Annotated in this window: 15 protein-coding genes; 5 read left to right on the top strand and 10 right to left on the bottom strand. The window is 31.5% G+C overall.

What is annotated here, in order from left to right:
* From V7R38_RS07370 to V7R38_RS07345, 6 genes are all read right to left on the bottom strand, one after another.
* Entirely contained in the window at positions 1–525 is a 525-nt protein-coding gene (locus V7R38_RS07370; RefSeq protein WP_334057175.1) for a hypothetical protein, read from the bottom strand.
* 37 nt (positions 526–562) lie between these two features.
* Complete coding sequence (locus V7R38_RS07365; protein ID WP_334057173.1) at positions 563–1,798, bottom strand: DUF6638 family protein; 1,236 nt, start codon at positions 1,796–1,798, stop codon at positions 563–565.
* A 1-nt stretch (position 1,799) separates the two neighbouring features.
* Positions 1,800–2,390, bottom strand: a complete 591-nt coding sequence (locus V7R38_RS07360; RefSeq protein ID WP_334057171.1) for an NUDIX domain-containing protein — start codon at positions 2,388–2,390, stop codon at positions 1,800–1,802.
* Positions 2,380–4,341 carry an AAA family ATPase gene (locus V7R38_RS07355; protein WP_334057169.1) on the bottom strand — a complete coding sequence of 654 codons (1,962 nt, stop codon included), beginning with the start codon at positions 4,339–4,341 and terminating at the stop codon, positions 2,380–2,382. The genes V7R38_RS07360 and V7R38_RS07355 overlap by 11 nt, the downstream gene beginning before the upstream one ends.
* Positions 4,342–4,407: 66 nt before the next feature.
* Positions 4,408–5,451, bottom strand: coding sequence for a hypothetical protein (locus tag V7R38_RS07350; protein ID WP_334057166.1), 1,044 nt, complete (start codon positions 5,449–5,451; stop codon positions 4,408–4,410).
* An 81-nt stretch (positions 5,452–5,532) separates the two neighbouring features.
* On the bottom strand, positions 5,533–6,879 hold the full coding sequence (locus V7R38_RS07345; protein ID WP_334057164.1) for a microtubule-binding protein: 1,347 nt from the start codon (positions 6,877–6,879) through the stop codon (positions 5,533–5,535).
* A 238-nt stretch (positions 6,880–7,117) separates the two neighbouring features.
* Between V7R38_RS07345 and V7R38_RS07340 the strand changes: the two genes are divergently transcribed.
* A complete protein-coding gene (locus V7R38_RS07340; protein WP_334057163.1) occupies positions 7,118–12,733 on the top strand; it encodes a T9SS type B sorting domain-containing protein in 5,616 nt (1,871 codons plus the stop codon).
* Positions 12,734–12,737: 4 nt separating this feature from the next.
* Positions 12,738–15,443, top strand: coding sequence for a T9SS type B sorting domain-containing protein (locus V7R38_RS07335; RefSeq protein WP_334057161.1), 2,706 nt, complete (start codon positions 12,738–12,740; stop codon positions 15,441–15,443).
* A gap of 73 nt (positions 15,444–15,516) precedes the next feature.
* Here the strand turns inward: V7R38_RS07335 and infB are convergent, their stop codons facing one another.
* Genes infB through rimP form a run of 3 tightly spaced genes read right to left on the bottom strand, consistent with a single transcriptional unit; the run spans position 15,517 to position 20,114 of the window.
* Positions 15,517–18,324 (bottom strand): translation initiation factor IF-2, encoded by a 2,808-nt coding sequence (gene infB / locus V7R38_RS07330; RefSeq protein ID WP_334057159.1) that lies wholly within the window; start codon positions 18,322–18,324, stop codon positions 15,517–15,519.
* Between the two features lie 60 nt (positions 18,325–18,384).
* On the bottom strand, positions 18,385–19,641 hold the full coding sequence (gene nusA / locus V7R38_RS07325; RefSeq protein WP_015480677.1) for a transcription termination factor NusA: 1,257 nt from the start codon (positions 19,639–19,641) through the stop codon (positions 18,385–18,387).
* An 11-nt stretch (positions 19,642–19,652) separates the two neighbouring features.
* Positions 19,653–20,114 (bottom strand): ribosome assembly cofactor RimP, encoded by a 462-nt coding sequence (rimP, locus tag V7R38_RS07320; protein ID WP_334057149.1) that lies wholly within the window; start codon positions 20,112–20,114, stop codon positions 19,653–19,655.
* 192 nt (positions 20,115–20,306) lie between these two features.
* Between rimP and V7R38_RS07315 the strand changes: the two genes are divergently transcribed.
* Positions 20,307–21,137, top strand: a complete 831-nt coding sequence (locus tag V7R38_RS07315; RefSeq protein WP_334057147.1) for a universal stress protein — start codon at positions 20,307–20,309, stop codon at positions 21,135–21,137.
* A 3-nt stretch (positions 21,138–21,140) separates the two neighbouring features.
* Here V7R38_RS07315 and recR read toward each other — a convergent pair whose 3' ends face one another.
* Positions 21,141–21,758 carry a recombination mediator RecR gene (gene recR, locus V7R38_RS07310; protein WP_334057145.1) on the bottom strand — a complete coding sequence of 206 codons (618 nt, stop codon included), beginning with the start codon at positions 21,756–21,758 and terminating at the stop codon, positions 21,141–21,143.
* A gap of 100 nt (positions 21,759–21,858) precedes the next feature.
* Here recR and V7R38_RS07305 point away from each other — a divergent pair, with 100 nt between their 5' ends.
* Both V7R38_RS07305 and V7R38_RS07300 read left to right on the top strand, forming a co-directional pair.
* Positions 21,859–23,313, top strand: a complete 1,455-nt coding sequence (locus V7R38_RS07305; RefSeq protein ID WP_334057143.1) for a sodium:solute symporter — start codon at positions 21,859–21,861, stop codon at positions 23,311–23,313.
* Between the two features lie 615 nt (positions 23,314–23,928).
* The coding region (locus V7R38_RS07300; protein WP_334057141.1) for a hypothetical protein at positions 23,929–26,614 on the top strand (2,686 nt) is incomplete at its 3' end.

The following is a 26,614-nucleotide window of genomic DNA, read 5'->3' as shown; positions in this document are numbered from 1 at the left end:
TTATTTTAAATATCCTTTATCTTTTAAACGTTCTCTGGCAGATTTACTTTCCTCTTTTGGCCCTTTAATTTCTTCTTGTGCTTTTTCTATAGCTACTGGTTCTTTAGCTTGAATATCATCAATAAAATCTTTACCTTTTTCAATAACATCTTGAAATTTATCTTCTAAAGAATCTGATTGTTCGTCTATAATTGCTGATGACTTAAAAATAAAACCTGCTAAATAAGTACCTACTAATGTGCCAAAAATCATAGAAACGAATAATGAAATGGTGGCTAAATCTATTGGTATTAAAATACGTGTAATTAATATACCTATTAGGAATAATGACACAATAAAAACCAATCTTAACAAAAATGATTGTTGATACACAAATCCTTTAGTGTCTGTAGATTTCATTTGCAACTCCTTAGAATTCATCATTTTATTAAAAAATCGATAGACCCCATTTCCTTGAGATTCTCTCCAATAAACAATGGCCCCAAATAAAATGGATGCAATAAAAATGATTAGTTCTAGTGTCATAATACTATCTGTTACTTATAAAATTAGTCTATTTTTTCTAAAAATTGTTACGAATTGTTTCAATTACCCAATCTTTTTTAGATTCTTGCCAAGTTTTAAAATTCTCGTAAAAATTCTCTTTATCATACCAATACCAAAACAAAACATCTTTTGGAGCTATATTTACCAATAACTTCCAGATTAAATCTTGATGTTGTGCTCTCAAAGAAGAGTGTGGTTTGTGCAAAGCAAAGTACAATTGCTCATCTACAAAATCTGCAATTTTAAGATTGTTATTTACTTTCTTTTTATCTAAATAACGCTCTGCACTCATAACTTTCTTGCGCGTTTTTACATCTATTTTATTTAAATAACTTTTAAATAAGGTTTTATCTTTTAAGATATCATTTACAGGATGTTGTGTTTCTTTTAAAGCTTCTCCAAAAATAAACTTCTTAATTCTTTTATATCTTTTAGAACCAACTTCTGCTTCTAAATCGCACTCAATAATTACATGATCTTTAAGCTGATTCATTAGTTCTGGCTGTGCAATATGGAACATTAAAACATCGTAGGTTGTATCATTTATTGCCTCTTTATAAGCTTCTTTGCTTTCAAAAATTAGAATAGGTTTTATAAAATTTCTTAACAAATAAACACCTCCAAATGCTCTCGTAAAAAAAGAATCTGAAGTATACACAATAGGTTCTAAATTAATATCTCGCTCACGTAAATCACCATATTTTTTTGCTGATGAAATTAATTGCTGATGCAAATTTTCATCAATAAAGTTATAATCTTGATTAAATGTTTCAATTAACTTTAACTGCTCTTCTTTTGCCTTTTTTAAATCATCTATTAAATGAAAATGAATAGTAATTTCTTTATAATTTAGTACATCTAAAGGTTCGTAAAAAACGTCTATATTCTGATCAAAATCTAAATACAAAGCAGAATCTCTAGTAATATTTTGAATTTTTTTTGAATAGGTTTTAAAAACCAACTTCATTAATTCTGCATCATAAGAATGAAAAGGATTGTAAATTGGCAAGCCTTTTTGCAAAGGTGTTATAATAATTGCGTGCGAATTTGCTTCTCCATTATTTAAATAAAATACTTGCTCTTTTTCTTCTGCAATTTCAGGACTCCAACCAATACCATCTATAGAAAAAGAGGTTAGTTTGGTTGCAGTAAAGCCCAATTTTACTAAACATTTATTGTAACGTTCTACTAATTTTCCACTTATGGGTATTAGTTCGTTTCTAAATAAATTGGCGTCTTTTAGCTTTTGCATTTTACCTAATCATCTTTTTTAATTGCACATATTGCAATAACATAATTGTTCTTGCATCAATAATTTCTTGTGTTTCTATCATTTTAAAAGCGTCTAAAAAATCTACCTCTAAGATTTCTATCTCTTCATCTTCTGCAGAAACTCCTCCTCCATTTTTATGGTTATCATTCTCTGAATACTCTCCAATAAATAAATGCACTTTTTCGTTTACAATACCTGGTGATAAAAAAACTGTACTTACTTTTTGTACACTTTTAATTTTATAACCAACCTCTTCTTCTGTTTCACGAATTGCAGCTTTTTCTGGTGATTCATTCTCATCTATGGCACCTCCAACAACCTCTATTAAAAATCCATTTTGAATGCCATGATTATAAACTGGAGCTCTAAATTGTTTCGATAAAACTACTTTATTTGTTTTAGGGTTGTATAACAAAACAGCAATACCATCACTTTTTCCATACATTTCAAAAGACAATCTTTTTGAAGTGCCATTATTAAAATGATAGTCAAAATTTAAATCTTCTAATTTTCCCCAATTGTCAGATTTTACTGTTTTTGATACATTACTTATTTTCGATTTAGTTTCCATTATCAAAACTTTTTCTCGCTTCTAAATCTATATTCAATTGGTTTACTCTTGCATCTACTTTTCGTTTAAAATCAGTATCTGCAATAGTGGCAACATTATCTAAATAACGAACAACTTCTTGCCTTCTAATTTCTGAAAAATCCAATCCTTTCATATTGGCTTTCATTAATTCTTGCAACATATTAAATTTGGTTTGGTAATCTTTTTTGAAATAAACTTCAGGATTTTTAAACCAATCTTGTTCTAAATCAAAATCTGTTAATCGTAACGAAATAGCAGACTGAATGTTTCTAACATCTCTAGATGAAAAGAATGGAAATATTTTCTGAATTTCTTTATACAAACTAGAAAAGAACTCATGTTCATTTGTGTTAAATTTCTTGCTTGCTATATCATAGGCTTCTAAAACTCTTGCTTCTGTTGGTTTTTCGATTGCATTTAGAATTTCGCCCATGCTTTTCGTTAACCCTTGATCTTTTAAAAACTGGTAACTCTTAGGATTTTGCATGTTCACAAAATCTGGAATTGTTTTTTCAAAATTCTTCCACCAAATGTAATCTTGATCTAGAAAATCGTGCTCAGTTCTTGCACCATCGATCTTAAATCTACCTTGAATTCTAGATATTACTGCCTTATCTAACATTTCTGGTAAATTGGTGAATAAACCCACAGAGGAATTACCGTAATTTACAGCATACGCTCCTTCTGTATATCTTAAAAATACTCCTATAACTTCTTTTACACCAGCAGAAACACCTTGTGCAGTTCTTTCTTGTAAATTATTCTCTGCATCATCAATTGGTGCAAAAATAATTTTTGTGGGGTCTTGCATTGGCTTCATCCATTCCACCATTTTTTCTGCAGAACCTCCTTGAAAAGTAGAGATTAACGTATCTGGCATTGGGTGAAACAAAAACGGAATGTCTAAATTATCACAATGTTCTTTTAATCGAGTGGCAATGGCTGCAATTAACATTGATTTACCTGTTCCTGGAATTCCATAACCCATAAAAACTGGCATAAAACCACCTAATTCTTGAAACGGATTTTTTTGTGCTTCAAAATCATAACTCAGCATTCTTTCTGTTAACCTTCTTGCAAAATGCTTGGCATCTTTATTACCTACAATCTGCTCAAACTGAATTTTATTGAATTCGACACTTTTAGCAGTGCCTGCAAAAACGTTTTCCCAACCTGAAACTGCAAAATCAGAATTTTCTAGTTTGTAAGTTCTATCTGTAATTGTTTCTGTGTACTCCAAACTACTTTTACGTAACTGAATTTCATCAATTAAAGCTTCAAAATAAACCACTGTAAAATCGACAACATCTTTGTCTGACTTTATAATTTCTGGATGCCCCAAATATTTATCAAAATAAAATAAAGAACACGCAATACCTTTTAAAGGAGACATGAATGAAACCTCAGGAATACCTGCAAACTTTTGCTTCATTACAGATAAATCATCTGAAGCTAAAGGTTTTAAATCGTGCAAAATTTTATACGATGTTGCAAATAATTGAAAAGCGGTAGCTGTTTGCAATTTGCTTTCATATGCTCTCTTACCTGAAGTATCTAACACTGACTTGCGCTCATTTAGAGATGATAATCCAGAGGCATCATAGTAAGCGTCTTTAATCCAAATACCCAAGGTTAAACCCTCTTGTAAGGCGAATAAAGTTTGATTTAAATGCACAGGAATTGCAATTGAATCTGGTAACAAGCGCTTTTTTAATGCTAAAATCGTTTTAGAAATTGAAGTAACTTCTACATTGCTACCATTATTGGCTCTAGACAAATACAGCAAAATAGAATCTTCTTTGGTATCTTTTTCTCTACTTTTTGCTTTATTACCTTGCTCCCATTGAATGGATTTAATATAACCTGTAGCTTCATCACGAAGTACATCTAATTCATTTTGTTTTATTGGAAAGGTTGAGTTGTGTTCCATCTTTTAACTTTTTAGCAATTTGATTTTTATGGCTAGGCAAAGAATCAAATTCTTTCTTTTTCGTTCTTATTTCAATTTTAAGTCAGCCATTTGAATTGGCTCTTGAGCTAATACATCTAAAGCTCTTGGTGTTTGGTTGTGCAACAACTGAATAATTCTATGAGGAGCAAACAGATATTTTTGACTGATGACTTCACTCCATTTTTGCATTGTTTGCTTAGAGAAAAAACCACCTTCTGTAAACGTTTCACCTGCAAAAACCTCATCTATAGTTAAAGAAACTGCATAAGATTCTAAAGAAACTGTTTTATTAGAAATTCCGCTTAAAATTGCATGCGTAATTTGGTTTTCATCTTTTGCAAAGACATTATGTAAAGGTCCTAAATCTATCCTTTTAATATGTTTTGGCTGAATAGCCGTTAATTTTCTATCAATATTATAAGCCATGGTATCTAATGCCATTTCTCTATCTGCACTTTCCTTTAAAGTTTGATAAATTTTTTCTTTATCCTTTAAGGCATTATTTCCATCATAATTAAAATAAATAAAACAGATGAATGGCCTGTTATGACTTACATCATAAAAACTCCAGCTTGTAACATAATCGTAATTGGCATCTTTAGGTGCATCTAATATTTTACCTTGCACGAATCGATTAAAAATAAACTGTTTTTCGACTGATGTATAATAGATGATAGATGATGCCTTAAATAAATCTGTTTTTTTGATAGGTTGCTTCTTTCTTAAAAGCGTATCTAAAAATTGTTCTTTTAAAAGAGAGGTATCTACGAGTTTATCTAAATACTGTTTTCTTAACTCTAAATCATTATACAAATACCTAAATTCTAAATAATTAGGAAACCCAGAGTCTGTTAAATCAACTTTCATATTATCCTCTTCATCATACATATATTTAATACGCATGGCTTCTATAGAGTATAAAAGCAAATCTGAATATTGTTTAAAGAAAATAATTTCTTGTTGACTACACAGTTGATTTTGTTGAATTCTAACAATGATTTCTTTTAAAACAAAATCTACCATTTTATGATAAAAAACATATTGTTCTTTAGAGTTTAAAACTGCAGAATCTAAGGGAGTTGATATCATGGTTTAGCTAAAAGTTTGCAGTTATCAGCTTACAGTTAAATATGAACTGAATACTGTAAACTGATTTACTGAATACTTATTTTAAGATAACATATCATCATCATTAGAAACCTCTTTTTTAGGAGCTTCAGCAGAAGGTTCGTCTTCTAAAACTGGTGTTTCTTTATCTGCTTTATAAAAGTCTTCGAAAATTTCTTTCATATCAATACCATATCTATCAGCAAAATTCTTTTGTATATCACCATCCTTCTCTCTAATTTCTTGTAACGCCTCTGCATATGTGCTATAAACACCATTCATTACCTTTTCATGAACTGGAATATTATCCATCATTTCTTGACGAGCTCTTGCGCTTGCAGAATGCATAGAAGCCAAAGTAGCACCAATATGTTCATCGGTTTTTACACCTAAATGTTCTAAAATTGCAGCAAATTCTTGGTCTGTTCTTGCCTTTAAAGCAACTACATAACCATCATAATACTTTAATCTTTCTTCAGTATCTGATTTTAATTTTGCTCTATGTGTCTGTAAATTAGAACGTAAAGATGTTAACACTTTAATGGTTAAATTGTGTTTGTGTACAAAACTATCTTTAGAAGCAGCTAATGTTGTGTAAGCGTTTTTAAGACCTTCTAACTCTTCTACTTTTTGTTCTATTGCAGTTACTTTACCAATAGCTTCTGAATATTCTGTAGATTGTTTGTCTGCAATTTCATCTAATTCTTGACGCGCTTGTTTTAGCAAGGCATATTGCTCTTCTAACTTACCTTCTACTTCTTTTTTCTTTTCTAAAGCTTTGGTATGATTTTTAGAAGCTTCTACAATAGCGGTTTTCAATTTCTCCTCAACCTCTTTAATCTCTATTTCTCTATTTTTAAGTCGACTAACAGCAGCTTGAGATTTGTAAGAAAGTTCGCTTAACAAAGTTTGAATATCTGCACTTTCTATACGTTCTTGAAACATTGCTTTGGCTTTATTATCTGCACCAGCTCTTACCTTTTCTGCTTCAGCAAATTCCTGCTCTTCTTTCTTTATCTTAGATTTTCTTCCCCAAAGATTATTCCACCAAGTATCTGGTTTATTTTGTGCATCTTCTAATTCAATTCTAGCTCTTTCTAATTCTTTCTGAGCATCATCGATTACCTTTTGTTCAGTTTCATTTAATGCAGAAAACTTTTCGAACATAATACCAACCTCATCTTGATAATCGGTTAAATCTTTTATAGCATCTAAAAGCGTAGTTCTGTCTTTTTCTGCCATATGAACCACATCATCTAAAGTAGCATTAAGTATTTTTTGACGTTTCTGAGGATCATCTTCTTGAGCCAATTTAGACTTCATAGTGTCTACAGCTTTGCCCCAATTAACATCTACTTTTTCTGTTTTTTCATTTGAACTAGTTTCTAATAAATCAAATTCGTCTGCCATTTAATTAAGTTTTTTAGTTGAACAATTTTTGGATAAGCAATTTCGTTATTTTTTTTAATTATAAGAAATTTAAGTTTAATTATATGTAGCTAAAATGAACATGTTGTTACACATAATTTATGATTTCTTCAAAATTGTTACGAAAACTCTATAAATCACTCATATTTATCAATGTTAAAAAAAGTTAGTTTCGCTAGTTTTTAAATATATTTGACAATTGATATTCAAAATTCATTAAATGAAGAAATTTCTATCGTTTCTAGTATTTTTATTTTGTGCTTCTTCAGCATTTAGCCAGTTAAGTAAAAAACACTTTATACCACCACTAACTTCGGACGATGGTTTTACAGATCAATACATCTACATTTCAACACCGAAAGTGAATAATGTTTCCTATAAAATCACTCCTATTGGAAATCCTGATTTAACAGCTTACAGTGGAGTAGTCTCTAATGCAAATCCAGTTGAACAACCAATCTTAAATTCTGCGGAAGAAAATGATTTTAATCAGTTTAGTCAATTACATATTAACTTAGGAAATATAAATGGTGTAATTAATAACAAGGGATTTATTATTGAGGCAAGTGACGTGATTTATGTATCTATAAGGGTTAGATCTTCAGTTGCCAATAATGGAAATAAATTTCATGGTGGTGCTTTAGTAAGTAAAGGTAGTTCAGCTTTAGGAAACTCTTTTAGAATAGGGGGTATGGTTAGAGGAGTAGCAACCAATTATGGAGCAACTTTTGCCTCAATTATGGCTACAACTAATTCTACTACCATTAATATAACGAATATCCCTGCTGGCTTCACTCAACCAAATGGGACCTCTATACCTAATAACATAATTTTAAATGAAGGTGAAAGTTTTATGATAGCCTCAGCAGGAAGCAATGTTAACGATATCATTGGAGGTCTAATTTCAAGTGATAAGCCAATTGTAGTTAATTCAGGATCAGCAAGAGGAAGTTTTGGAACCAGTCCTAATACAACAGACTATGGTTTTGATCAAATTGTGGGTGCAGATAAAATTGGCTCTGAATACATTCTAGTAAGAGGAGCAGGGAATGATGATTGGGAAAATGCTTTAGTAATTGCTCATGATAATAATACTGAAGTTTCAGTTAATGGCGGAAGTATCGCAACTTTAAATGCAGGAGAATATGTTGTAGTTGAAGGGAATAGTTATAATACCAATGGTAACATGTATATCAATTCTACAAAACCAGTATTTGTTTATCAAGGAATTGGAGGCCTAAATGGGTCTGAAGCAAACCAAGGGATGTTTTTTGTACCACCCCTGAGTTGCGAAAACAAAGGAAATGTAGATAATATTGCTTCTATTGACAAAGTAGGAATGCAAGATTTTAATGGTGGAATTACCATTGTTACAAATAAAGGAGCTACTGTAACCATTAACGATGCAGATATTTCTACTTTTGCTCCCCAAGGACCATTAGATGTAACAGGCAATGCCAATTACGTTACTTATAAGGTGTCTGGTTTAACTGGAAATATTAAGGTAGAAAGTGATCAAGAACTATATTGTGCTTATTTCAATTTTGACGGTTCTGCTGCTACAGGAGCATTTTATTCTGGTTTTCCTTCTGCTCCCGAAATAAATTTTAATACCACAGTTGCCTCTTTAGGAAGTTGTATACCAAACGTTACCTTACAAGCAGCTAATACAGATTTGTTTGATAGTTTTGAATGGCAGTTTTTTAATCCTGCTACCAGTAATTGGGAACAAAGAAGTACAACAGCCGATTATAAACCTTTAGAAAGTGAACCTGGTAGATATCGATTAATTGGTACTATAAATTGTACAGGTGCTACTTTTAATTCAGTAGAAATACCTGTAAGTATTTGTCCTGATGACTATGATAGCGATTTAATAATTGACAACTTAGATGTCGATTTAGATAATGATGGTATTTTAAATAGTGATGAATCCTTAGGTGATGGAACTATTAATTTGACAAATTTAAGTAACCCAACAGTTGAAGCTGATGGTGCAATTATACCAAACCTTTTAACAGGTAATTTAACAAGCGATGGTAATGTTAGTTTTGTTGGAAGTACAAATGGAAACTTTACATCAACAATAAACGATAACAGTACATCTAATGCTGCTAATATATATGTTCTAAATAGCTCTGAAACTTTTAATTTCGAGTTTACACAAGATGCAAGTCAACCACATACTTCAATATCTGGTGTAGAATATGAAGTTGGAATAGGACCAGCTGCAAAAAATGTTACATTAATAGACCCTGATAATATATTACTAGTCGACACCAATTTTGATGGTGAATTCGAAGCAGGTGTTGATAATTATTCGAGTTCTCTTATTAGATTTACTTATAACCCAGCTCCTAATGGAAATACACCATTTAAATTTGTGGCTAATGATGTTGATGAAGTTATATTTTTACATACAGCAACCTCAAATGTTACAAATTCAATATTTAATGGAAACATAAAATTAACAAATGTAAGAATGGATTCTGATGGTGATGGAATCGAGGATGCATTGGATTTGGATTCTGATAATGATGGTGTTCCAGATATTTTTGAAGCAGCCAACGAAAGTATTTCACTACTAAATACTGATACTAATTTAGATGGGTTGGATGATGTTTTTGATTCAGTAACCTTAGTGAATGATACAGATGGAGATGGCGTTCCAAATCATTTAGACTTAGATTCTGATAATGATGGAATTTATGATTTAATAGAATCTGGTTTTACACTTACTGATGCCAATAATGACGGAATTATCGATAATGCAAACGCGGCTAATGTTGGTATTAACGGATTATTAGATGCTCTAGAAAGCACACCAGATTCAGGGGTTTTAGCAAACGCTTTAAGAAATTCTGATGCAACTTCTGTTATCACAGCAAATCAAGATAATATTTATGATTTTGCAGATTTAGATGCTGATGGAGATGATTGTTTTGATGTTATTGAAGCTGGTTTTACAGGAAACGGTTCTGGTATTTTATTTGCAAATCCTTTTGCAACAGATGCAAATGGTTTGGTTATTAACAATACAGATGGCTACACAACACCAAATGCAGATTACATTACAAGTGCACCAATAATCGTTAATTCTTTTGTAGACCCTATTTTCTGTGAATTAAATACAGAAGTAATGACGATTGATTCTAATGCAGATGCTTTTCAATGGCAAGTATCTACAGATGGTACAAATTGGACAAGCTTAACAGATGATGCAACGTATAATGGAGTAACCACTAAAGATTTACAAATTACGGATACACCTTTAAGCTTTAACAATAATCAATATAGAGTATTGTTAAGCAGAACAGGAAACTCATGTACAGAAGAAGAATCGAGCCCTGTAACCTTAACTGTAAACCCTTTACCGATTATCAAAAATAATCCATCAGAAATTAATCAATGTATTGATGCAAATGATACTAATCCTACAGTTAATTTAACTACTTCTGAGGATAATATTTCTGATACGCCAAACATCACTTTCGAGTATTTTACAGATATCAATGGTACAAATCAAATTACCAATCCTACTTCTTATCCTGTTACTGTTAATACAATAAAAGTTGTTTACGTAAGCGTTATATCTGATGAAGGTTGTTCTAATGGTTTAGTAGAATTAAGAATTAATGTCGGTCAGACTCCAGATAATCCTTATAATGATGTACAACCACCTGTTTGTGATGATCTTTTAGACGCAGATGGTAATGATACGCCTGGTGCTAATGACGATACTGATTTTATCACAAATTTTTCATTAGATAGAGATGCTATTGTAAATAGTATAAATCCACCAGCAAATACAGAAGTATTCTTTTACGAAAACTCATCTGATAGAAATAACTCTTTAAATGAGATTGATATTACTAATTATAGAAACGATATCAATAAAATAGATATTACTACAATTCCTGAAGGAATCCAGTTTCCTATTTACTATAAAATAATTAGTACTATTAATAACGACTGTCAAGGTTTAGGAGAATTTTTCTTACAAATACATGCAGTTCCTCAAGCAGCAACAGTCTCTGACATAGAAGAATGTGATGATGCTTTATCTGGAAACACTACTGATGGTAGAAATGCTGCCATAAACTTAAGAGATAAAGTTGCTGAAATTTTAGGAACAGGACAAACTGAAGCAGATTACGAAGTTACTTTTCATACCACAGAAGAAGGTGCTATGAATAACTCAGATGTAATTACAAACGATACAAATTACACAAATCAAGCACCAAGTGGATTTACAGCTGGCACAACTAGTGAGCAAACTATTTATGTTAGGGTACAAAACAGAACAGGTAGCATGTGTTATAATGCAAACACATCGTTTAAAATCATCATTCAACCAATTCCTACAGTTCCTGCAAACGTGCCAGATTTAATGGTTTGCGATGTGGTTACACCTTCTGATGCAGATCCTAGAAATAGAATCGCCCAAAATATAAACTTAACAGAAAGAGAAGCAGATATTTTAGATGGTAGAACTGGTTTAGTTGTAGAATATTACATTTCTCAGCAAGATGCAGAAAACAGAACAAATACTATTGCAGATCCAAGTAATTTTCAAAATACAACAGCAGAAACATCATTTCCTGCAGATTTTAATTCAGATGATCCAGGTGTACAAACCATCTTTTTTATTATTGTAGATGAAAATGGCTTACAATGTCCTTCTGTATTTTCTACATTTCAATTACTAGTTTATCCAGAACCATCTGTAAATCCTGTAAGTGTATTATCTGAATGTGACAATGATGATGATGGAGATGATGCAAACGGAATTATTCAAACAATAGATTTAAATAGTAAAATTCCTGAGGTTTTAGGAGCAAGCAGAAATGTAAGCGATTTTAACGTAACTTTTCATATCTCTCAAGCAGATGCAACATCTGGTAATAACTCTTTAGCTTCACCATATACCAACTCAAATAATATAGAAACTATTTATATTAGAGTGCAGAACAAACAAACTATGTGTGTAAATGACGATGCTAGTTTTGAGTTAATCGTAAATCCATTACCAAACTTTACTGTAACTACTCCACAGATTCTATGTTTAAATGATTTACCTTACAACATTAGTGTAGAAAATCCGAGTGACAATTACACCTATGTTTGGACAGATGAAAATGGAAATACATTAAATCCAAATGCATCTGTAGATAATATTGATATTTCATCTGGAGGAAACTATAAAGTTACAGCAACCACAACAGATGGTACAATGTGTTCTAGAGAAGAGACTATAGAAGTTATAGAATCTAACATTGCAACTTTAGAATCTAGCTTTATAACCATTGTAGATGAATCGAATAATTTAGGAAGCACTAATAATTTATCTATCTCTATTGATACTATAAATAATGATTTAGGTCCTGGAGATTATCAATTTGCGATTGTAAATACAGATAATAATACTAGAATTCCTTTTATAGGTTATCAAGATGAACCACTTTTCGAAAATTTAGAAGGTGGAATTTATCAAGTTATTGTAAATGATAAAAACGGATGTTCTCCAGATACAACTTTACTAGTATCTGTAATACAGTTTCCAAAATTCTTTACACCAAATGGTGATAACATAAATGATACTTGGGTGGTAAAAGGTGCAAATCAAACTTTTTATCCTAATGCAAGTATTAATATCTTTAATAGATTTGGAAATCTAGTAGCTCAAGTTCCTATTGATAGCAATGGTTGGAATGGTATGTATAATGGTAAATTATTACCTTCTGATGATTATTGGTACAATGTAACATTAGTACCTGCAGACACAACAAAACCTACAATAAATAAAAAAGGAAACTTTTCTTTATTGAGAAAATAAGGTTATGAAAACCTATTTAACTCTTTTATGTCTTTGTCTAAGTTTAAGCATTACAGCTCAAAACGAAACCATTTATTGGTATTTTGGAAATAGAGCTGCTTTAAATTTCGACAAAGGCGAACTAGAGGTTCTAGCAGACAGTGCAATGGATGCACCTGCTGGTTCTGCATCTATTGCCAATGAAGATGGCTTATTAATGTTTTATTCTGATGGAGCAACTGTATGGAATAGAAATCATGAAATTATGGAAAATGGTAGTGGTCTTGCAGGAGATCCTAACAATTTTCAATCATCAATCATAATACCTAAACCAGGTACAAATAATACTTATTACCTGTTTTATGCTCGTTCAGAAAACTCAACAAACCCTTTAGTAACTGCTGGTGCATTTTATTCTGAGATAGAATTTTCAAATGATTTTCCTTTAGGTAAAGTAGTCGCTAAAAATGCTTTTTTAGATTCTAATGCTCCTTCAGAGAAATTCACGGCTGTGCATCATAAAAGTGGCGAATCTTTTTGGTTATTAACACTTACTGCTGCAAACTCAGACCCTGATGAATTAAAAACAGTTTTTAAGGCATATCCAATAACAGATTCTGGGATTGATTTTAATGCAAAAGTTACCAATTTAGACTTTGGAATAGAGTCTTTAGGTGCCATGAAGTTTTCTGTTGATGGCAAAAAATTGATAGTTGCTAGCCAAACCGAAAGTGATAGAACTAGATACGTTCATTATTTTAATTTTGATAATGAAACAGGAGATATTACCTTTAATAGAAATCTTATAATTGATCCTCCTTTTGCAGTTTGGCCACCAAAAGGAATCGAAATTTCGCCTAATGGACAATTTGTATATGTTAGTTTTGATGCGGGTGACAATAATGGAATATTTCAATATGAAATAGAGGGCCCTACAGCCCAAGAGGATCCTAGAGCTCTTTTGTATTTTAGGCCAAATATTAAAGTAGAAAGCTTACAGTTGGCCAATGACCAAAAAATTTATGTTGCATTAACTTTTGAGAATGATGATAGCTTAATTTTAGGTGTTATTAATGAACCAAATGGAAAAAGCTTATTGTCTAATTACACTCCTCTATCTCCAGAGTTAAATCCTGGTAAATCTAAGAGAGGCTTACCAAACTTTATACAATCTTATTTCGCGTCAAAAATTGTTACAGAAAACCAATGTTTTGTAGATCCTTTTACATTTTCTAGCACCTCCTATGCTCCCATTTCTGATGCCATTTGGGATTTTGGCGATGGTAATTCTGGAACAGGAATTACTACTACTCATACTTATAGTGCACCAGGAACCTATACTGTTAAAGGTGTTTTAACTGTAGGGTCTAAAAAGGTGACTGTTTATAAAGTAGTTGAAGCTTTTGAATTACCAGTATTAAATGCCAATCAAGAGTTGATAGAATGTGATGAAGATTCTGATGGACTATCTACATTTAATCTCTTTTCGATTACCTCTAAAATTACTGACCCTACCTTAAACGAACAATTAATATTTTACTTATCTCAAGATGATTTGAATAATGATGTTCCTATTGCAAATCCTGAAAACTTTCAAAATACGGTTCAAAATCAAGAGATTTTTGTAAAAGTAATTAATGACAATGGATGTTTCGAAACAACATCATTCATAATTACTGCTAGGTTTGTAGATCTTGCAAATATTGAAAATTTTTATGTCTGTGAAGATTCTGATGGAATTGTTGGTGATGCCAAAGGTCTTTTTGATAGTGAATTCTTAGCGAATTCTATTCGAAATCAATTAAGCATTCCAAATAGTACATTATTATCATTTTATCCTACCTATTTGGATGCCCAAACCAATTTAAATGAATTTGAATCTAACTTTACATATACATCAGGAACAATATATGTTAAAGCGCAAGAAGCTGATTTATCTTGTGGAGGAATTCAAGATTTTAATATTATTGTAAATGCTACACCACCAATTAATCTGCTAGATAGTTACACCATTTGTTTTGATCCTAGTACTAAACCACCTGTTATTGTTTCTGCCAACAATTTTAATGATAGTTTTGAATGGAAAAATGCAAACGGAACTATATTAAGTACAGATCAAGATTTTGTACTAAATCAAGTAGGGCAGTTTTCTTTAACTGTTTATAAAATTGAAAATGGAATAGAATGTTCAAACACGAAAGAGTTTGAAGTAGTGAATCCTCCTATTCCTACTTTTAGTGAAATTATAGTGGATACTGAGGATGAAAAAAATAACACAATTTCAGTTACAATAGATGGGAATAGTAGTTATGAATTTTCTTTAGATAATATTGACTATTTTGGAAATGCCAACAATTATTTCTTCAACAATGTTGATGCTGGCTTGCAAACGATTTACGTTAGAGATTTAAACAATTGCGAACAAGCTATACAAATTACAGTTTCTGTAATTGGCTTTAAAAAGTACTTTACGCCAAATGGAGATGGAGAAAATGACTTTTGGAATATTAAAGGGCTAGATAAAGCATCCTTTAAATCTATTGATGTAAAAATCTTTGATAGATTTGGAAAGCTGATATATTCAATTACAGATTTTGATTCCATAGGCTGGAATGGATCTTACAATGGTAAAAACCTAAATTCTAACAACTTTTGGTTCAAAGCCAAAATAGTAGACAAAGATGATAATGAAATTAATGAATCTGGAAACTTTAGTCTAATTAAAGATTAAATTTACAAGTATAAAAAAACACCAAAACAAATTTATGTTTTGGTGTTTTATTTTTATAAAATAAATAAGAAATTTATTTCAATTTCTTCTTAACTGCTACTTCTTTGTAAGCTTCAATTGCATCACCTTCTTGAATATCATTATAGTTCTTAATTTGTAAACCACAATCATAACCTTTAGCTACTTCTCTAACATCGTCTTTAAAACGTTTTAATGAAGTTAAAACACCATCATGAACTACAATTCCATCTCTAATAACTCTAATTTGAGAATCTCTAAAGATTTTACCAGACATTACCATACAACCTGCAATGTTACCTACTTTAGAAATTTTATATACTTCTCTAATTTCAACATTACCAGTAACCTCTTCTTTCATTTCTGGAGATAACATTCCTTCCATGGCATCTTTAAGGTCATTAATTGCATCATAAATAATAGAGTATGTTCTAATATCAACTTCTTCTCTATCTGCTACAGCTCTTGCATTTCCTTGTGGTCTTACATTAAACCCAACAATAATAGCGTCTGAAGCTGTTGCAAGTAACACATCACTTTCTGTAATGGCACCAACACCTTTATGTAAAATATTAACCTGAATTTCTTCTGTAGATAATTTTTGGAAAGAGTTTGTTAATGCTTCTACTGAACCATCCACGTCTCCTTTTAATATAATATTTAATTCTTTGAAATCTCCAAGAGCAATACGTCTTCCAATTTCATCTAACGTTAAAGTTTTCTGTGTTCTTACAGACTGTTCTCTTTGTAATTGTGAACGTTTTGTAGCTATCTGTTTTGCTTCTCTTTCGTCATCAAATACTAAGAACTTGTCTCCTGCTTGTGGAGCACCATCTAAACCTAATATAGAAACTGGTGTTGAAGGTCCTGCTTTTTTAAGTTTCTTACCTTTATCGTTAAACATAGCTTTTACTTTACCACTATGTTTACCTGCAAGAATATAATCACCTACTTTTAAAGTACCTGCTTGTACTAAAATAGTTGTTACATAACCTCTACCTTTATCTAATTGTGCTTCTACTACAGTACCAACTGCATTTTTATTAGGATTAGCTTTTAATTCTAATACCTCTGCTTCTAATAATACTTTTTCTAAAAGTTCATCAACACCTTGACCTGTTTTTGCTGAAATGTCTTGAGACTGGATATTTCCACCCCATTCTTCTATCAACAAATTCATTTGAGATAATTGTGTTTTTACATTATCTGGATTTGCGTTTGGTTTATCAATCTTATTAATTGCAAATATGATTGGAACACCTGCTGCTTGAGCGTGAGAAATAGCCTCTTTTGTTTGTGGCATTACATCATCATCTGCTGCTGCTACAATAATTACTAAATCTGTTACTTGAGCTCCTCTAGCACGCATTGCAGTAAAGGCTTCGTGACCTGGAGTATCTAAAAAGGCAATTTTTTGATCACCTACATTTACAGAATACGCTCCAATATGTTGCGTTATTCCTCCACTTTCTCCTTCAATTACATTTGCATTTCTAATATAATCTAATAAAGATGTTTTACCATGATCTACGTGACCCATTACTGTAATAATAGGCGCTCTAGTTTCTAAATCTTCTGGTTTATCTTCTACTTCTTCAATAGACTCTTCTACTTCTGCACCAACAAATTCTACTTTATAATTGAATTCTTCTGCAACAATTACTAAGGTCTCTGCATCTAAACGTTGGTTCATTGTAACCATCATTCCTAATGACATACATGCAGAAATAATATTGGTTACTGGCACATCCATCATAGTTGCAACTTCACTTACAGTAACAAACTCTGTTACTTTTAAGATTTTGTTGTCTAATTCTTGTGCTTCTAGTTCTGCTTCAGATTGTTCTCTTCTGGCATCACGTTTATTTCTACGATATTTAGCTCCTTTTCCTTTAGAAGATTTCCCTTGTAATTTCTCAAGAGTTTCTCTTACTTGTTTTTGGATTTCTGCTTCTGTTGGCTCTTCCTTTTTAACAGGAGTTCTTGTATTTGATCTACCTCTTGGCCCAGTTCCTCTTGGTCTGTTATTGTTAGAACCTCTGTTTCCTGTAGGTCTTCCTACTCCACCTCCACCAGGTTTGCTAATACGCTTACGCTTCTTTTTAGCATCAGTACCTGTTTTCTTAACCTCGGTTTTCTTCTTTTTAGGTTTTTCGAATTGTTTTAAATCAATCTTTTTACCTGTAAAGTTAGGACCATCTAATTTTTTGTATTGAGTTTTAATAGCCTCAGCATTTTCAGGAGTAACTTCACCTGATTTTTCTTCTGCTTTTGTAGCATCTGATTTGCCTTCTATTTTACTCTCTACTTTAGAAGCCACTTTTTCTATAGCAGAAATAGGCTTGGCCTTTTCTACTTTTTTAGTTTCTTTTGGAGCTTCTACTTTATCCTCAACAACTTTTTCTGCTTCTACTTTTTTCTCAGGAGTAGCTTCTACTTGTTTTGGTGCTTCTTTCTTAGGCGCTTCTTTAACTGGCTCAGGCTTTTCTGTAGGCTTTTTACCTGCATTATCGATATCGATTTTACCAACTGTTTTAAGCTCTAACTTTTCTGCTTTGGCTTTAAGAATTTCTTCTTTCTTCTCTTCTTCTGCTCTTTTCTTTTCTAACTTAGCTTCAAGTTCTAAACGAATTGCTTCTTTCTCTTTACGCTTTTCTTCGCCAACTTCTTTAGATGCAGCTTTTTTGTTTGCATCTGTTTCAAAGCCATCTTGCAACACTTGATAGATATCAGCAGAAATTTTAGTAGTTGGTCTTGCTTCTATTTCATGACCATTCTTTGCTAAATATTCAACTGCTCTATCAAGAGAAATGTTTAATTCTCTTAAAACTTTATTAAGCCTCATTGTTTTGCCTACAGACATATAATTCTTTTAACTTTATAATTGTAAAAATATAATTTTTACTTTGTTTCTACGCTATAATTAGTCCTCGAATTCCTCTTTTAAAATTCTTTGAACATCTATAATTGTTTCTTCCTCTAAATCAGTTCGTTTCACCAATTCTGCAACGCTTGTTTCTAACACACTTCTTGCAGTATCTAAACCAATTTTCTTGAATTCTGTAATAACCCAGTCTTCAATTTCGTCAATAAATTCTGTTAACTCTACGTCTTCCTCTTCTAAACCTTCTCTTTGAACGTCTATTTCGTAACCTGTTAACTCACTTGCTAATCTAATATTAACACCACCTCTACCAATTGCTTTAGAAACTTCTTCTGGTTTTAAAAGAACGCTTACACGACCTTTCTTACCATTTTTCTCTTCTTCATACATGGTAATTTCCATTGATGTTACTTTTGCTGGGCTAAGTGCTCTAGAGATAAATAATTGTTCGTTTTTAGTGTAATTGATAACATCTATGTTTTCATTACCTAATTCACGAACAATACCATGAATTCTTGAACCTTTTACACCAACACAAGCTCCTACAGGATCAATTCTATCATCATAAGAATCTACAGCTACTTTTGCTTTTTCACCTGGAATTCTTGCAACACCTTCAACAGTAATTAAACCATCAAAAACTTCTGGAATTTCTTGTTCGAATAATTTATTTAAAAATGCTGGAGATGTTCTAGATAGAATTATAGCAGGTTTGTTACCTCTTAATTCTACAGTTTTAATTACACCTCTTACATTATCTCCTTTTCTAAAAAAGTCTGAACGTATTTGCTCACTTTTTGGTAACACAATTTCATTACCTTCATCATCTAACAAAATAATTGCGTTATGACGTATGTGATGCACTTCTGCACTAAATAATTCACCTTCTAAATCTTTAAATTGCTTAAAGATATTAGTACTATCGTGCTCGTAAATTTTCGAAATTAAGTTTTGACGTAAAGCTAAAATTGCTCTTCTTCCTAAATCAATTAATTTAACCTCCTCAGATACATCTTCTCCGATTTCAAAATCTGGCTCAATTTTTCTAGCTTCAGAAAGTTCTATCTCTTCATTATCATCTTCAGAAAAACCATCTGCAACAACAACTCTATTTCTCCAAATTTCTAAATCTCCTTTATCTGGGTTAATAATAATATCAAAATTATCATCTGAACCAAACTTACGCTTTAAAGCAGCTCTAAAAACTTCTTCTAAAATAGACATTAATGTTACTCTGTCTATACTCTTATTATCTTTAAATTCTGAAAACGAATCAATTAATGCTATATTTTCCATTACATATTTACTTAAAATACAATCTTCACTTTTGCTTCTTTAATTTCTGTGTAAGTTAAAGTTGCCGATTTTTTTACGGTAACTTTACCCTTACCTATTGGTTTTGGTTCTCTTGCTTTCCAGTTTAGCACAATCTTTTCATCATCTGCCTCTACAAGAGTACCTTCTAATTCTTCTTCTGCAGTTTTTACTTTTAATATTCTATTGATATTTTTTATGTACTGCCTTTTTTCTTTCAATGGATGAGAAATGTCTGGAGTAGTTACTTCTAAAGAAAAATCTTCTTCTTCTCTATCTAAATTATGCTCTACATTCCTACTAATTCTAATGCATTCGCTTAAAGGGACTCCATTATCGCCATCTACTGTAACTTGAATTTTATTGTTCTCAGAAATTGTTAAATCAATTAAAAATAGACTTTCATTTAAGGCTAAAGCTTCGTCTACTAAATCTTTAATTTTCTTTTGATCCATATAAAAACTTGATAATCGCTTAAAATATTCTTTTTGAGTATAAAAAGAGGGGACTTTAAGTCCCCTCATTTATCAAATTACTGCTAAATTCTGTGCAAATATACGAATTGTTTACTATTTAACAAACGTAATTATATTCTATTTTTTTCGTAACTTTAATTTATACAATTAAATAAATCAACCAAATCTATTATGGATAAAATATTAGTTCCTATCGATTTTTCTAAGAGATCTGAATTTGCCTGTAAAATGGCATCTAGAATTGCAAAGAAATCTAACAGTACAGTGTACTTATTGCATATGATAGAATTGCCATCTGGAATTGTAGACATGGGTGCAGGAAGCAACTTTAGTATTCCTGAAAGCATGTTGTATTTAAGAAAAATTAGAGATCGAATTTTAGAATTTAAAACCGATTTTTTTGATGAAAGCTATGAAGTGCATCATGCCATTCGTTTTCAAAAACCATATGAGGGTATTTTGCAATATGCTGAAAAAATTGAAGCAGATTTAATTGTTATGGGTTCTAAGGGACATTCTGAATTTGAAGAAATTCTTATTGGTTCTAATACAGAAAAAGTAGTAAGAAGAGCTCATGTACCTGTTATTGTTGTTAAAAAAGATTCAAAGAAGTTTAGAATTAAAAACATTGTTTTTGCTTCTAACTTTAAAGACGATAGTAAAAAATTGGTTTTTAGAAAGTTTCTAGACTTTGCTAATCATTTTAAAAGTGAAATTCATTTATTAAAGGTTACAACACCTACTAAATTTGAAAGCACTCACGATGCTACCGAAAAAATAGAAAACTTTATTAGGGAATTCGATTTACCAAAATTCTCTATTAATATTTACAATGATGCTTCTATTGAAAAAGGAATTCTAAATTTTTCTAGAGATTTAAATGCAGATTTAATTGCCTTAAGCACAAGTGGAAGAAGTGGACTATCTCACTTATTTTCTGCAAGTGTAACCAAATCACTTTCTAAAAAAGCATTAAAGCCCATTTTAACAATTAAAGCGTAACCTTTAATTTTTTATAGATTGAGAAAAAGGAATTCTATTAATGATAGATCTTCCTAAAGTAACTTCATCTGCATACTCTAATTCGTCTCCTACAGAAATTCCACGAGCTATGGTAGATGTTGTAATGTTGTATTTTTCTATCTGTTTATAAATATAGAAATTGGTAGTATCACCTTCCATTGTTGAGCTCAAAGCAAATATCAACTCTTTAATAATACCTTTTTCTACCTTATTTACTAAAGATTCTATTTGTAAATTTTGTGGCCCTATGCCTTCTATTGGAGAAATTTTACCTCCTAAAACATGGTACAACCCCTTAAATTGAGATGTACTTTCTATAGCCATAACATCTCTAATATCTTCCACAACACAAACAATTTCCTCATTTCTTTTAGGATTATTACAAATATCACACAAAACCGTATCTGAGATATTATGACAATTTTCACAAGATTTTACATCGTTTCTTAAATGCAACAAGGCTTCTGACAAATAACTTGTATTTTCTTTAGGCTGCTTTAATAAATGTAAAACCAAACGTAATGCTGTACGTTTACCAATACCTGGTAATCTTGAAACTTCGTTTACAGCATTCTCTAAAATTTTTGACGAAAAATCCATAGTTGCAAATTTAAATCATTCAAAAGAAAAGAATGAAGAAAAAATAAAAAAGACTGTTAAATAACATATATTCGTGCTTACAAAATTGAAATTTATACATATGCAGCCACTTCATATTTTACTTTTAATAATTGGTTATTTCTCTGTATTAATTCTTATTTCTTACGTTACTGGTAAATCTGCCAATAATGCTACGTTTTTTAAGGCAAACAATTCATCACCTTGGTATTTGGTTGCTTTTGGTATGATAGGCGCTTCACTTTCGGGAGTTACATTTATTTCTGTTCCTGGTTGGGTAGAAGCACAAAGCATGAGTTACATGCAAATGGTTTTGGGCTATATAGTAGGTTATGCAGTAATTGGCTTAGTACTTTTACCTCTTTACTACAAACTGAATTTAACATCAATTTACACCTATCTTCAAGATCGATTTGGAAATTATTCCTACAAAACTGGTGCTAGCTATTTTTTATTGTCAAGAATTATTGGTGCTTCTTTTCGACTGTTTCTTGTAGCTAATGTTTTACAACTCTTATTGTTTGATGAATTTGGAATACCCTTTTGGATTACAGTAACCATAACAATATTATTAATTTGGTTGTATACATTTAAAGGCGGAATTAAAACTATTGTTTGGACAGACACCCTACAAACACTATTCATGCTCATTGCAGTTGGCGTTTGTATTTACACCATTTCTAGTGAAATGGAAATTAGCAATTTATTTACTTATGTTGCAGATAGTGAACTCTCTAAAACTTTCTTTTTTGATGATTTTAAATCTGGAGATTATTTTTGGAAACGATTTCTTGCAGGTGCATTTGTGGCTATAGTAATGACAGGATTAGACCAAGATATGATGCAAAAAAATCTTACTTGTAGAAATCTAAAGGATGCGCAAAAAAACATGTTTTGGTTTACAATAGTTTTAGTAATTGTAAACTTCTTCTTTTTAGCCTTAGGAGTGTTACTAACAGATTACGCTCAAAAAAACGGAATTGACGCACACAAAGACCAACTTTTTCCTATAATAGCAACCAAAGGTACTTTAGGTTTAGCTACAGCTATTTTCTTTCTACTAGGTTTAATAGCAGCAGCCTACTCTAGTGCAGATTCTGCATTAACTTCTTTAACCACATCTTTTAGTATTGACATATTAGAAATAGACAAAAAAGAAAGCGCTGTAAATCAAGAGAAAATTAGAAAAAAAATACACATAATTTTCTCACTAATTTTAATTGTTACCATCTTAATTTTTAAATATTTTATTGCTGACGAAAGTGTGATTGCTAAGATTTTTACATTTGCAAATTACACCTATGGTCCATTATTAGGTTTGTACGCTTTTGGTCTTTTTACGAAGTTCAAATTAAAAGACAAATGGGTGCCATTCGTCTGTTTAATATCTCCAATTATAACTTATTTATTAAACTACTATAGCTTAGAATTATACAATTTTAGCTTTGGTTTTGCATTGCTTATTGTTAACGGACTCGTCACTTTCATAGGTCTTTACACCGTAAAAAGCAGCCAAAAAAAGGTAATTATTAGCTGATAATCAGCCATTTAATAAAAAGTTATTAACAGTTGAAATAACTTAATTATCTGATTTTTAAGTATTTACACTCTAAACCCTAACTAAATGTTAATTTTTTAGTTTTAGAGTTAAGAAGAAATCATTATTTTTTTTACATTTGCATACTTATAAGAAGTACTCTTAAATTACTTGAATAACCCCAAATTCAGCAATTTACCCCTCATTGAACTTTTCATAAGCGAGTAAAATTCGTTTATTGTTCAGTTATCGAAATAATACTGTCCTTTAACGAAAAAATCACACCCCTAAGACCAAAATAAGATAATTTTGTTCTTGATAGTAAAGTATTAACCCTAAATTAAAACTTTTTCGATGAAGAAAAATTTACACCCTAATCCGCAAAACTCTCTGAGATCTTCAGTGAGCCAAAATTCAATTATTAACATAATTAAATCCGAATTAGATTTAGGCCAATTACTTTACTAAAGTAAAAGTATAGATTTTTAATGCTTTTTAATTAGCATACGAAATCAACGTCTAACTAACGATTCTACCCTACGTTCGAAACCTCTAAAGTCTTGTTCATAAAGGAGAATAAAAGTTGTAACCCTATTTTATAACCTTTTTCACGCCATGAAAAAAATTACACAACCCCAAACGAAACAATTCGTTTTCTCTACCCTAGTAAAGAAATTGAATTCGAAAGTCTTATTAACATTTTTGCTTGCTACATTTTTAGGAACATCAGGAGTTTTAGCACAAAATACTGCTAATCCTACTGGTAAGGAAAGCATCAGACAATCTAGCAACACAACTGCTAAGTCTGGCTCTAAAACTAATTATGAAGATTTTTCTAGCCTAAACAATTTTTCTACAAGTAGTAGAACAAATGTTTGTTCTCCAGAAAGTTCTTTATTAATTACTGAAGCAAGTTCTTGGGGTATTTCTAGGTCTACTATTAATAATAGTGGAATTCCTTCATTTTGTTTAAGTTTATATGATACTGCACCAAAGGATGATGATGTCTTTAATACTACATTGAATCCTGCAGCTGATATTAGCTTTAACAATAACAATTTATCTACAAGTTCAATTATAAACAAGGTTCAAAGAGTAATGAGTTTAATGAAGCATAATTCTTATGCTCCTAGCTCTGCTCCATCTAGCTTAACAGATAATTTCTATAGAGCAATTGCTGTAGCAGTTTGGCACTATACAGATAATTTAGACACATCAAATTATAACTATCAATGGACAGGTGCAGATGGCAACACCTATTCTGTTAGCAATATTAAAACTTGGGTTAGTAATGGTACATTAAGTGCTTCAGATGCAATTTGGTTAGTTCCTGAAGATAATGATAGACAACCAGAGGTGATGTTAAATGAAAATACATCATCAAACTGTTGCCCAACTTCACCTACATTAAGTTTAAGCGCAGTTACACCAACGAATAATGACGGTTCTGTAAAAATCAACTCATCAAATACAACACAATTTTATGGCATTAGTACATTAAACGCTGGCACATATGATGGGCCAACAACAATTGCTACTGCTACTGCTTTACCAAATTCTTTACCAACAACAATAATTTCTAATGTATTGAATAATGGTGGAACTTATATAGTAAGAGCCTTTTCTAATTTCGATGATTGTTTCACTGACTATACAATTACGGTTCCTGCAGGTACAGGATCTACTTGTACTAGCACTTATGCCTCATATCAAAGAGATGTAAATAATGTAAATGGAAAAAACAATGTAGCTGGTGCTCCAGATGGAAGCTTTGCCGAAATTCATAATAGCAACCAAACATTAGTTGTAGACTTTAATCAAACTTTTCCAGCAGGTACAGAATACAGAATAACTTGGAAAGTAAGAAGTGGAGTTAGTGGAACTGCTTATATAGATTTGTCTGAATCAACTTCATCGAACTCAAACTTTGTAAATCATCCTACTAGACCTCAAACTAACTCTAATAATTTTATCACTACAACTGTAACTTCAAACTCTAGTTTTAGATATGTTGCCTTTGATAAAGGAGATATTAACGATGTAGACTATGATATAGATGCTGTAGAAGTTATAGTATGTGTACCTTGTGAAGTAGCTGACAATACTACAACTACTACTACAATTACAGAAAATGAAACTAAAACTTTAAGTGGTACTCCTGCTGGAGGAACATTTTCTATTGTTTCTGGTGGTGGTTCTATCAACGGATCTACTTATACTCCAGATGATATTAATACAAATACAAATGTAGTAATTCGTTATTCTGTTGCAGCTAACGGAACTTGTTCAGCTACATCAGATGACATCACTTTTACAGTAACTCCTGTTTGTGATGTTTTTGCAGATAACACAACTACAACAGCCTCTATTACTGAAGCTGAAACAAAAACATTAAGTGGTTCTCCAGCAGGAGGAACATTCTCTATCGTTTCTGGTGGTGGTTCTATCAATGGAAACACATACACTCCAGCAGACGTAAATGGCGACACTAGCGTAACAATTAGGTATACTATTGCTGCAGATGGTGATTGTGCTGCTACAACTGACGATGTTACTTTTTCTGTAAAAGTTTTACAATCTGTAACTGTTAGCAGTACAAATGTAACTTGTTATGGTTTAAATGACGGATCAATAACTTTTAACTTTGAAGATGCTACTACAAGAACTCATATTGAATTTAGTTTAGATGGTGGTTCTAATTTCTTTACCAAAGTTGCAGACGATTCTGGTAGTGTAACATACTCTAATCTTAGCCCTGGAACTTACGATGTTTGGGTTAGATGGGGTAATGGTGAATATAAAAGAGACTTAGGTGCAAACGTAACTATTTCTCAACCAGTAGAAATTGTTGTTAACAATACAACTTCTACTGCTTCAATAACTGAAGGACAAACAAAAACATTAACAGGAACTCCTGCTGGTGGTACTTGGTCTATCGTTTCTGGTGGTGGATCAATCAATGGAAATTCTTATTCTCCAGCTGATATTAATACAAACACAACTGTAAAACTAAGATATACTGTTGCAGGTTCTGGGTCTTGTTCAGATATTTCTGATGATGTTACTTTTACAGTAACTCCTGTATGTGATGTAGTTGCTGACAATACAACGTCTACTGCTTCTATTAACGAAGGTGAGGCTAAAACATTAACAGGAACTCCTGCTGGTGGTACTTGGTCTATCGTTTCTGGTGGTGGTTCAATCAATGGAAATACTTATTCTCCAGCTGACATCAACACAAACACAACTGTAGTGATTCGTTATACAATTGCTGCTGATGGTGACTGTGCTGCTACAACTG

The organism is Polaribacter sp. P097 (assembly GCF_036864555.1).
Taxonomy (GTDB): Bacteria; Bacteroidota; Bacteroidia; order Flavobacteriales; family Flavobacteriaceae; genus Polaribacter.
Note: the sequence above shows the minus strand (reverse complement) of the source record. Positions and strands in the feature narration are given on the sequence as shown.

Excerpts from the sequence above, each read along its gene's own strand:
- V7R38_RS07305 (WP_334057143.1), top strand. The coding sequence starts at position 21,859 with ATGCAGCCACTTCATATTTTACTTTTAATAATTGGTTATTTCTCTGTA.
- V7R38_RS07315 (WP_334057147.1), top strand. The coding sequence starts at position 20,307 with ATGGATAAAATATTAGTTCCTATCGATTTTTCTAAGAGATCTGAATTT.
- V7R38_RS07370 (WP_334057175.1), bottom strand. The coding sequence starts at position 525 with ATGACACTAGAACTAATCATTTTTATTGCATCCATTTTATTTGGGGCC.
- V7R38_RS07360 (WP_334057171.1), bottom strand. The coding sequence starts at position 2,390 with ATGGAAACTAAATCGAAAATAAGTAATGTATCAAAAACAGTAAAATCT.
- V7R38_RS07335 (WP_334057161.1), top strand. The coding sequence starts at position 12,738 with ATGAAAACCTATTTAACTCTTTTATGTCTTTGTCTAAGTTTAAGCATT.
- V7R38_RS07340 (WP_334057163.1), top strand. The coding sequence starts at position 7,118 with ATGAAGAAATTTCTATCGTTTCTAGTATTTTTATTTTGTGCTTCTTCA.
- nusA (WP_015480677.1), bottom strand. The coding sequence starts at position 19,641 with ATGGAAAATATAGCATTAATTGATTCGTTTTCAGAATTTAAAGATAAT.
- V7R38_RS07365 (WP_334057173.1), bottom strand. The coding sequence starts at position 1,798 with ATGCAAAAGCTAAAAGACGCCAATTTATTTAGAAACGAACTAATACCC.
- infB (WP_334057159.1), bottom strand. The coding sequence starts at position 18,324 with ATGTCTGTAGGCAAAACAATGAGGCTTAATAAAGTTTTAAGAGAATTA.
- V7R38_RS07350 (WP_334057166.1), bottom strand. The coding sequence starts at position 5,451 with ATGATATCAACTCCCTTAGATTCTGCAGTTTTAAACTCTAAAGAACAA.
- rimP (WP_334057149.1), bottom strand. The coding sequence starts at position 20,114 with ATGGATCAAAAGAAAATTAAAGATTTAGTAGACGAAGCTTTAGCCTTA.
- V7R38_RS07345 (WP_334057164.1), bottom strand. The coding sequence starts at position 6,879 with ATGGCAGACGAATTTGATTTATTAGAAACTAGTTCAAATGAAAAAACA.
- recR (WP_334057145.1), bottom strand. The coding sequence starts at position 21,758 with ATGGATTTTTCGTCAAAAATTTTAGAGAATGCTGTAAACGAAGTTTCA.
- V7R38_RS07355 (WP_334057169.1), bottom strand. The coding sequence starts at position 4,341 with ATGGAACACAACTCAACCTTTCCAATAAAACAAAATGAATTAGATGTA.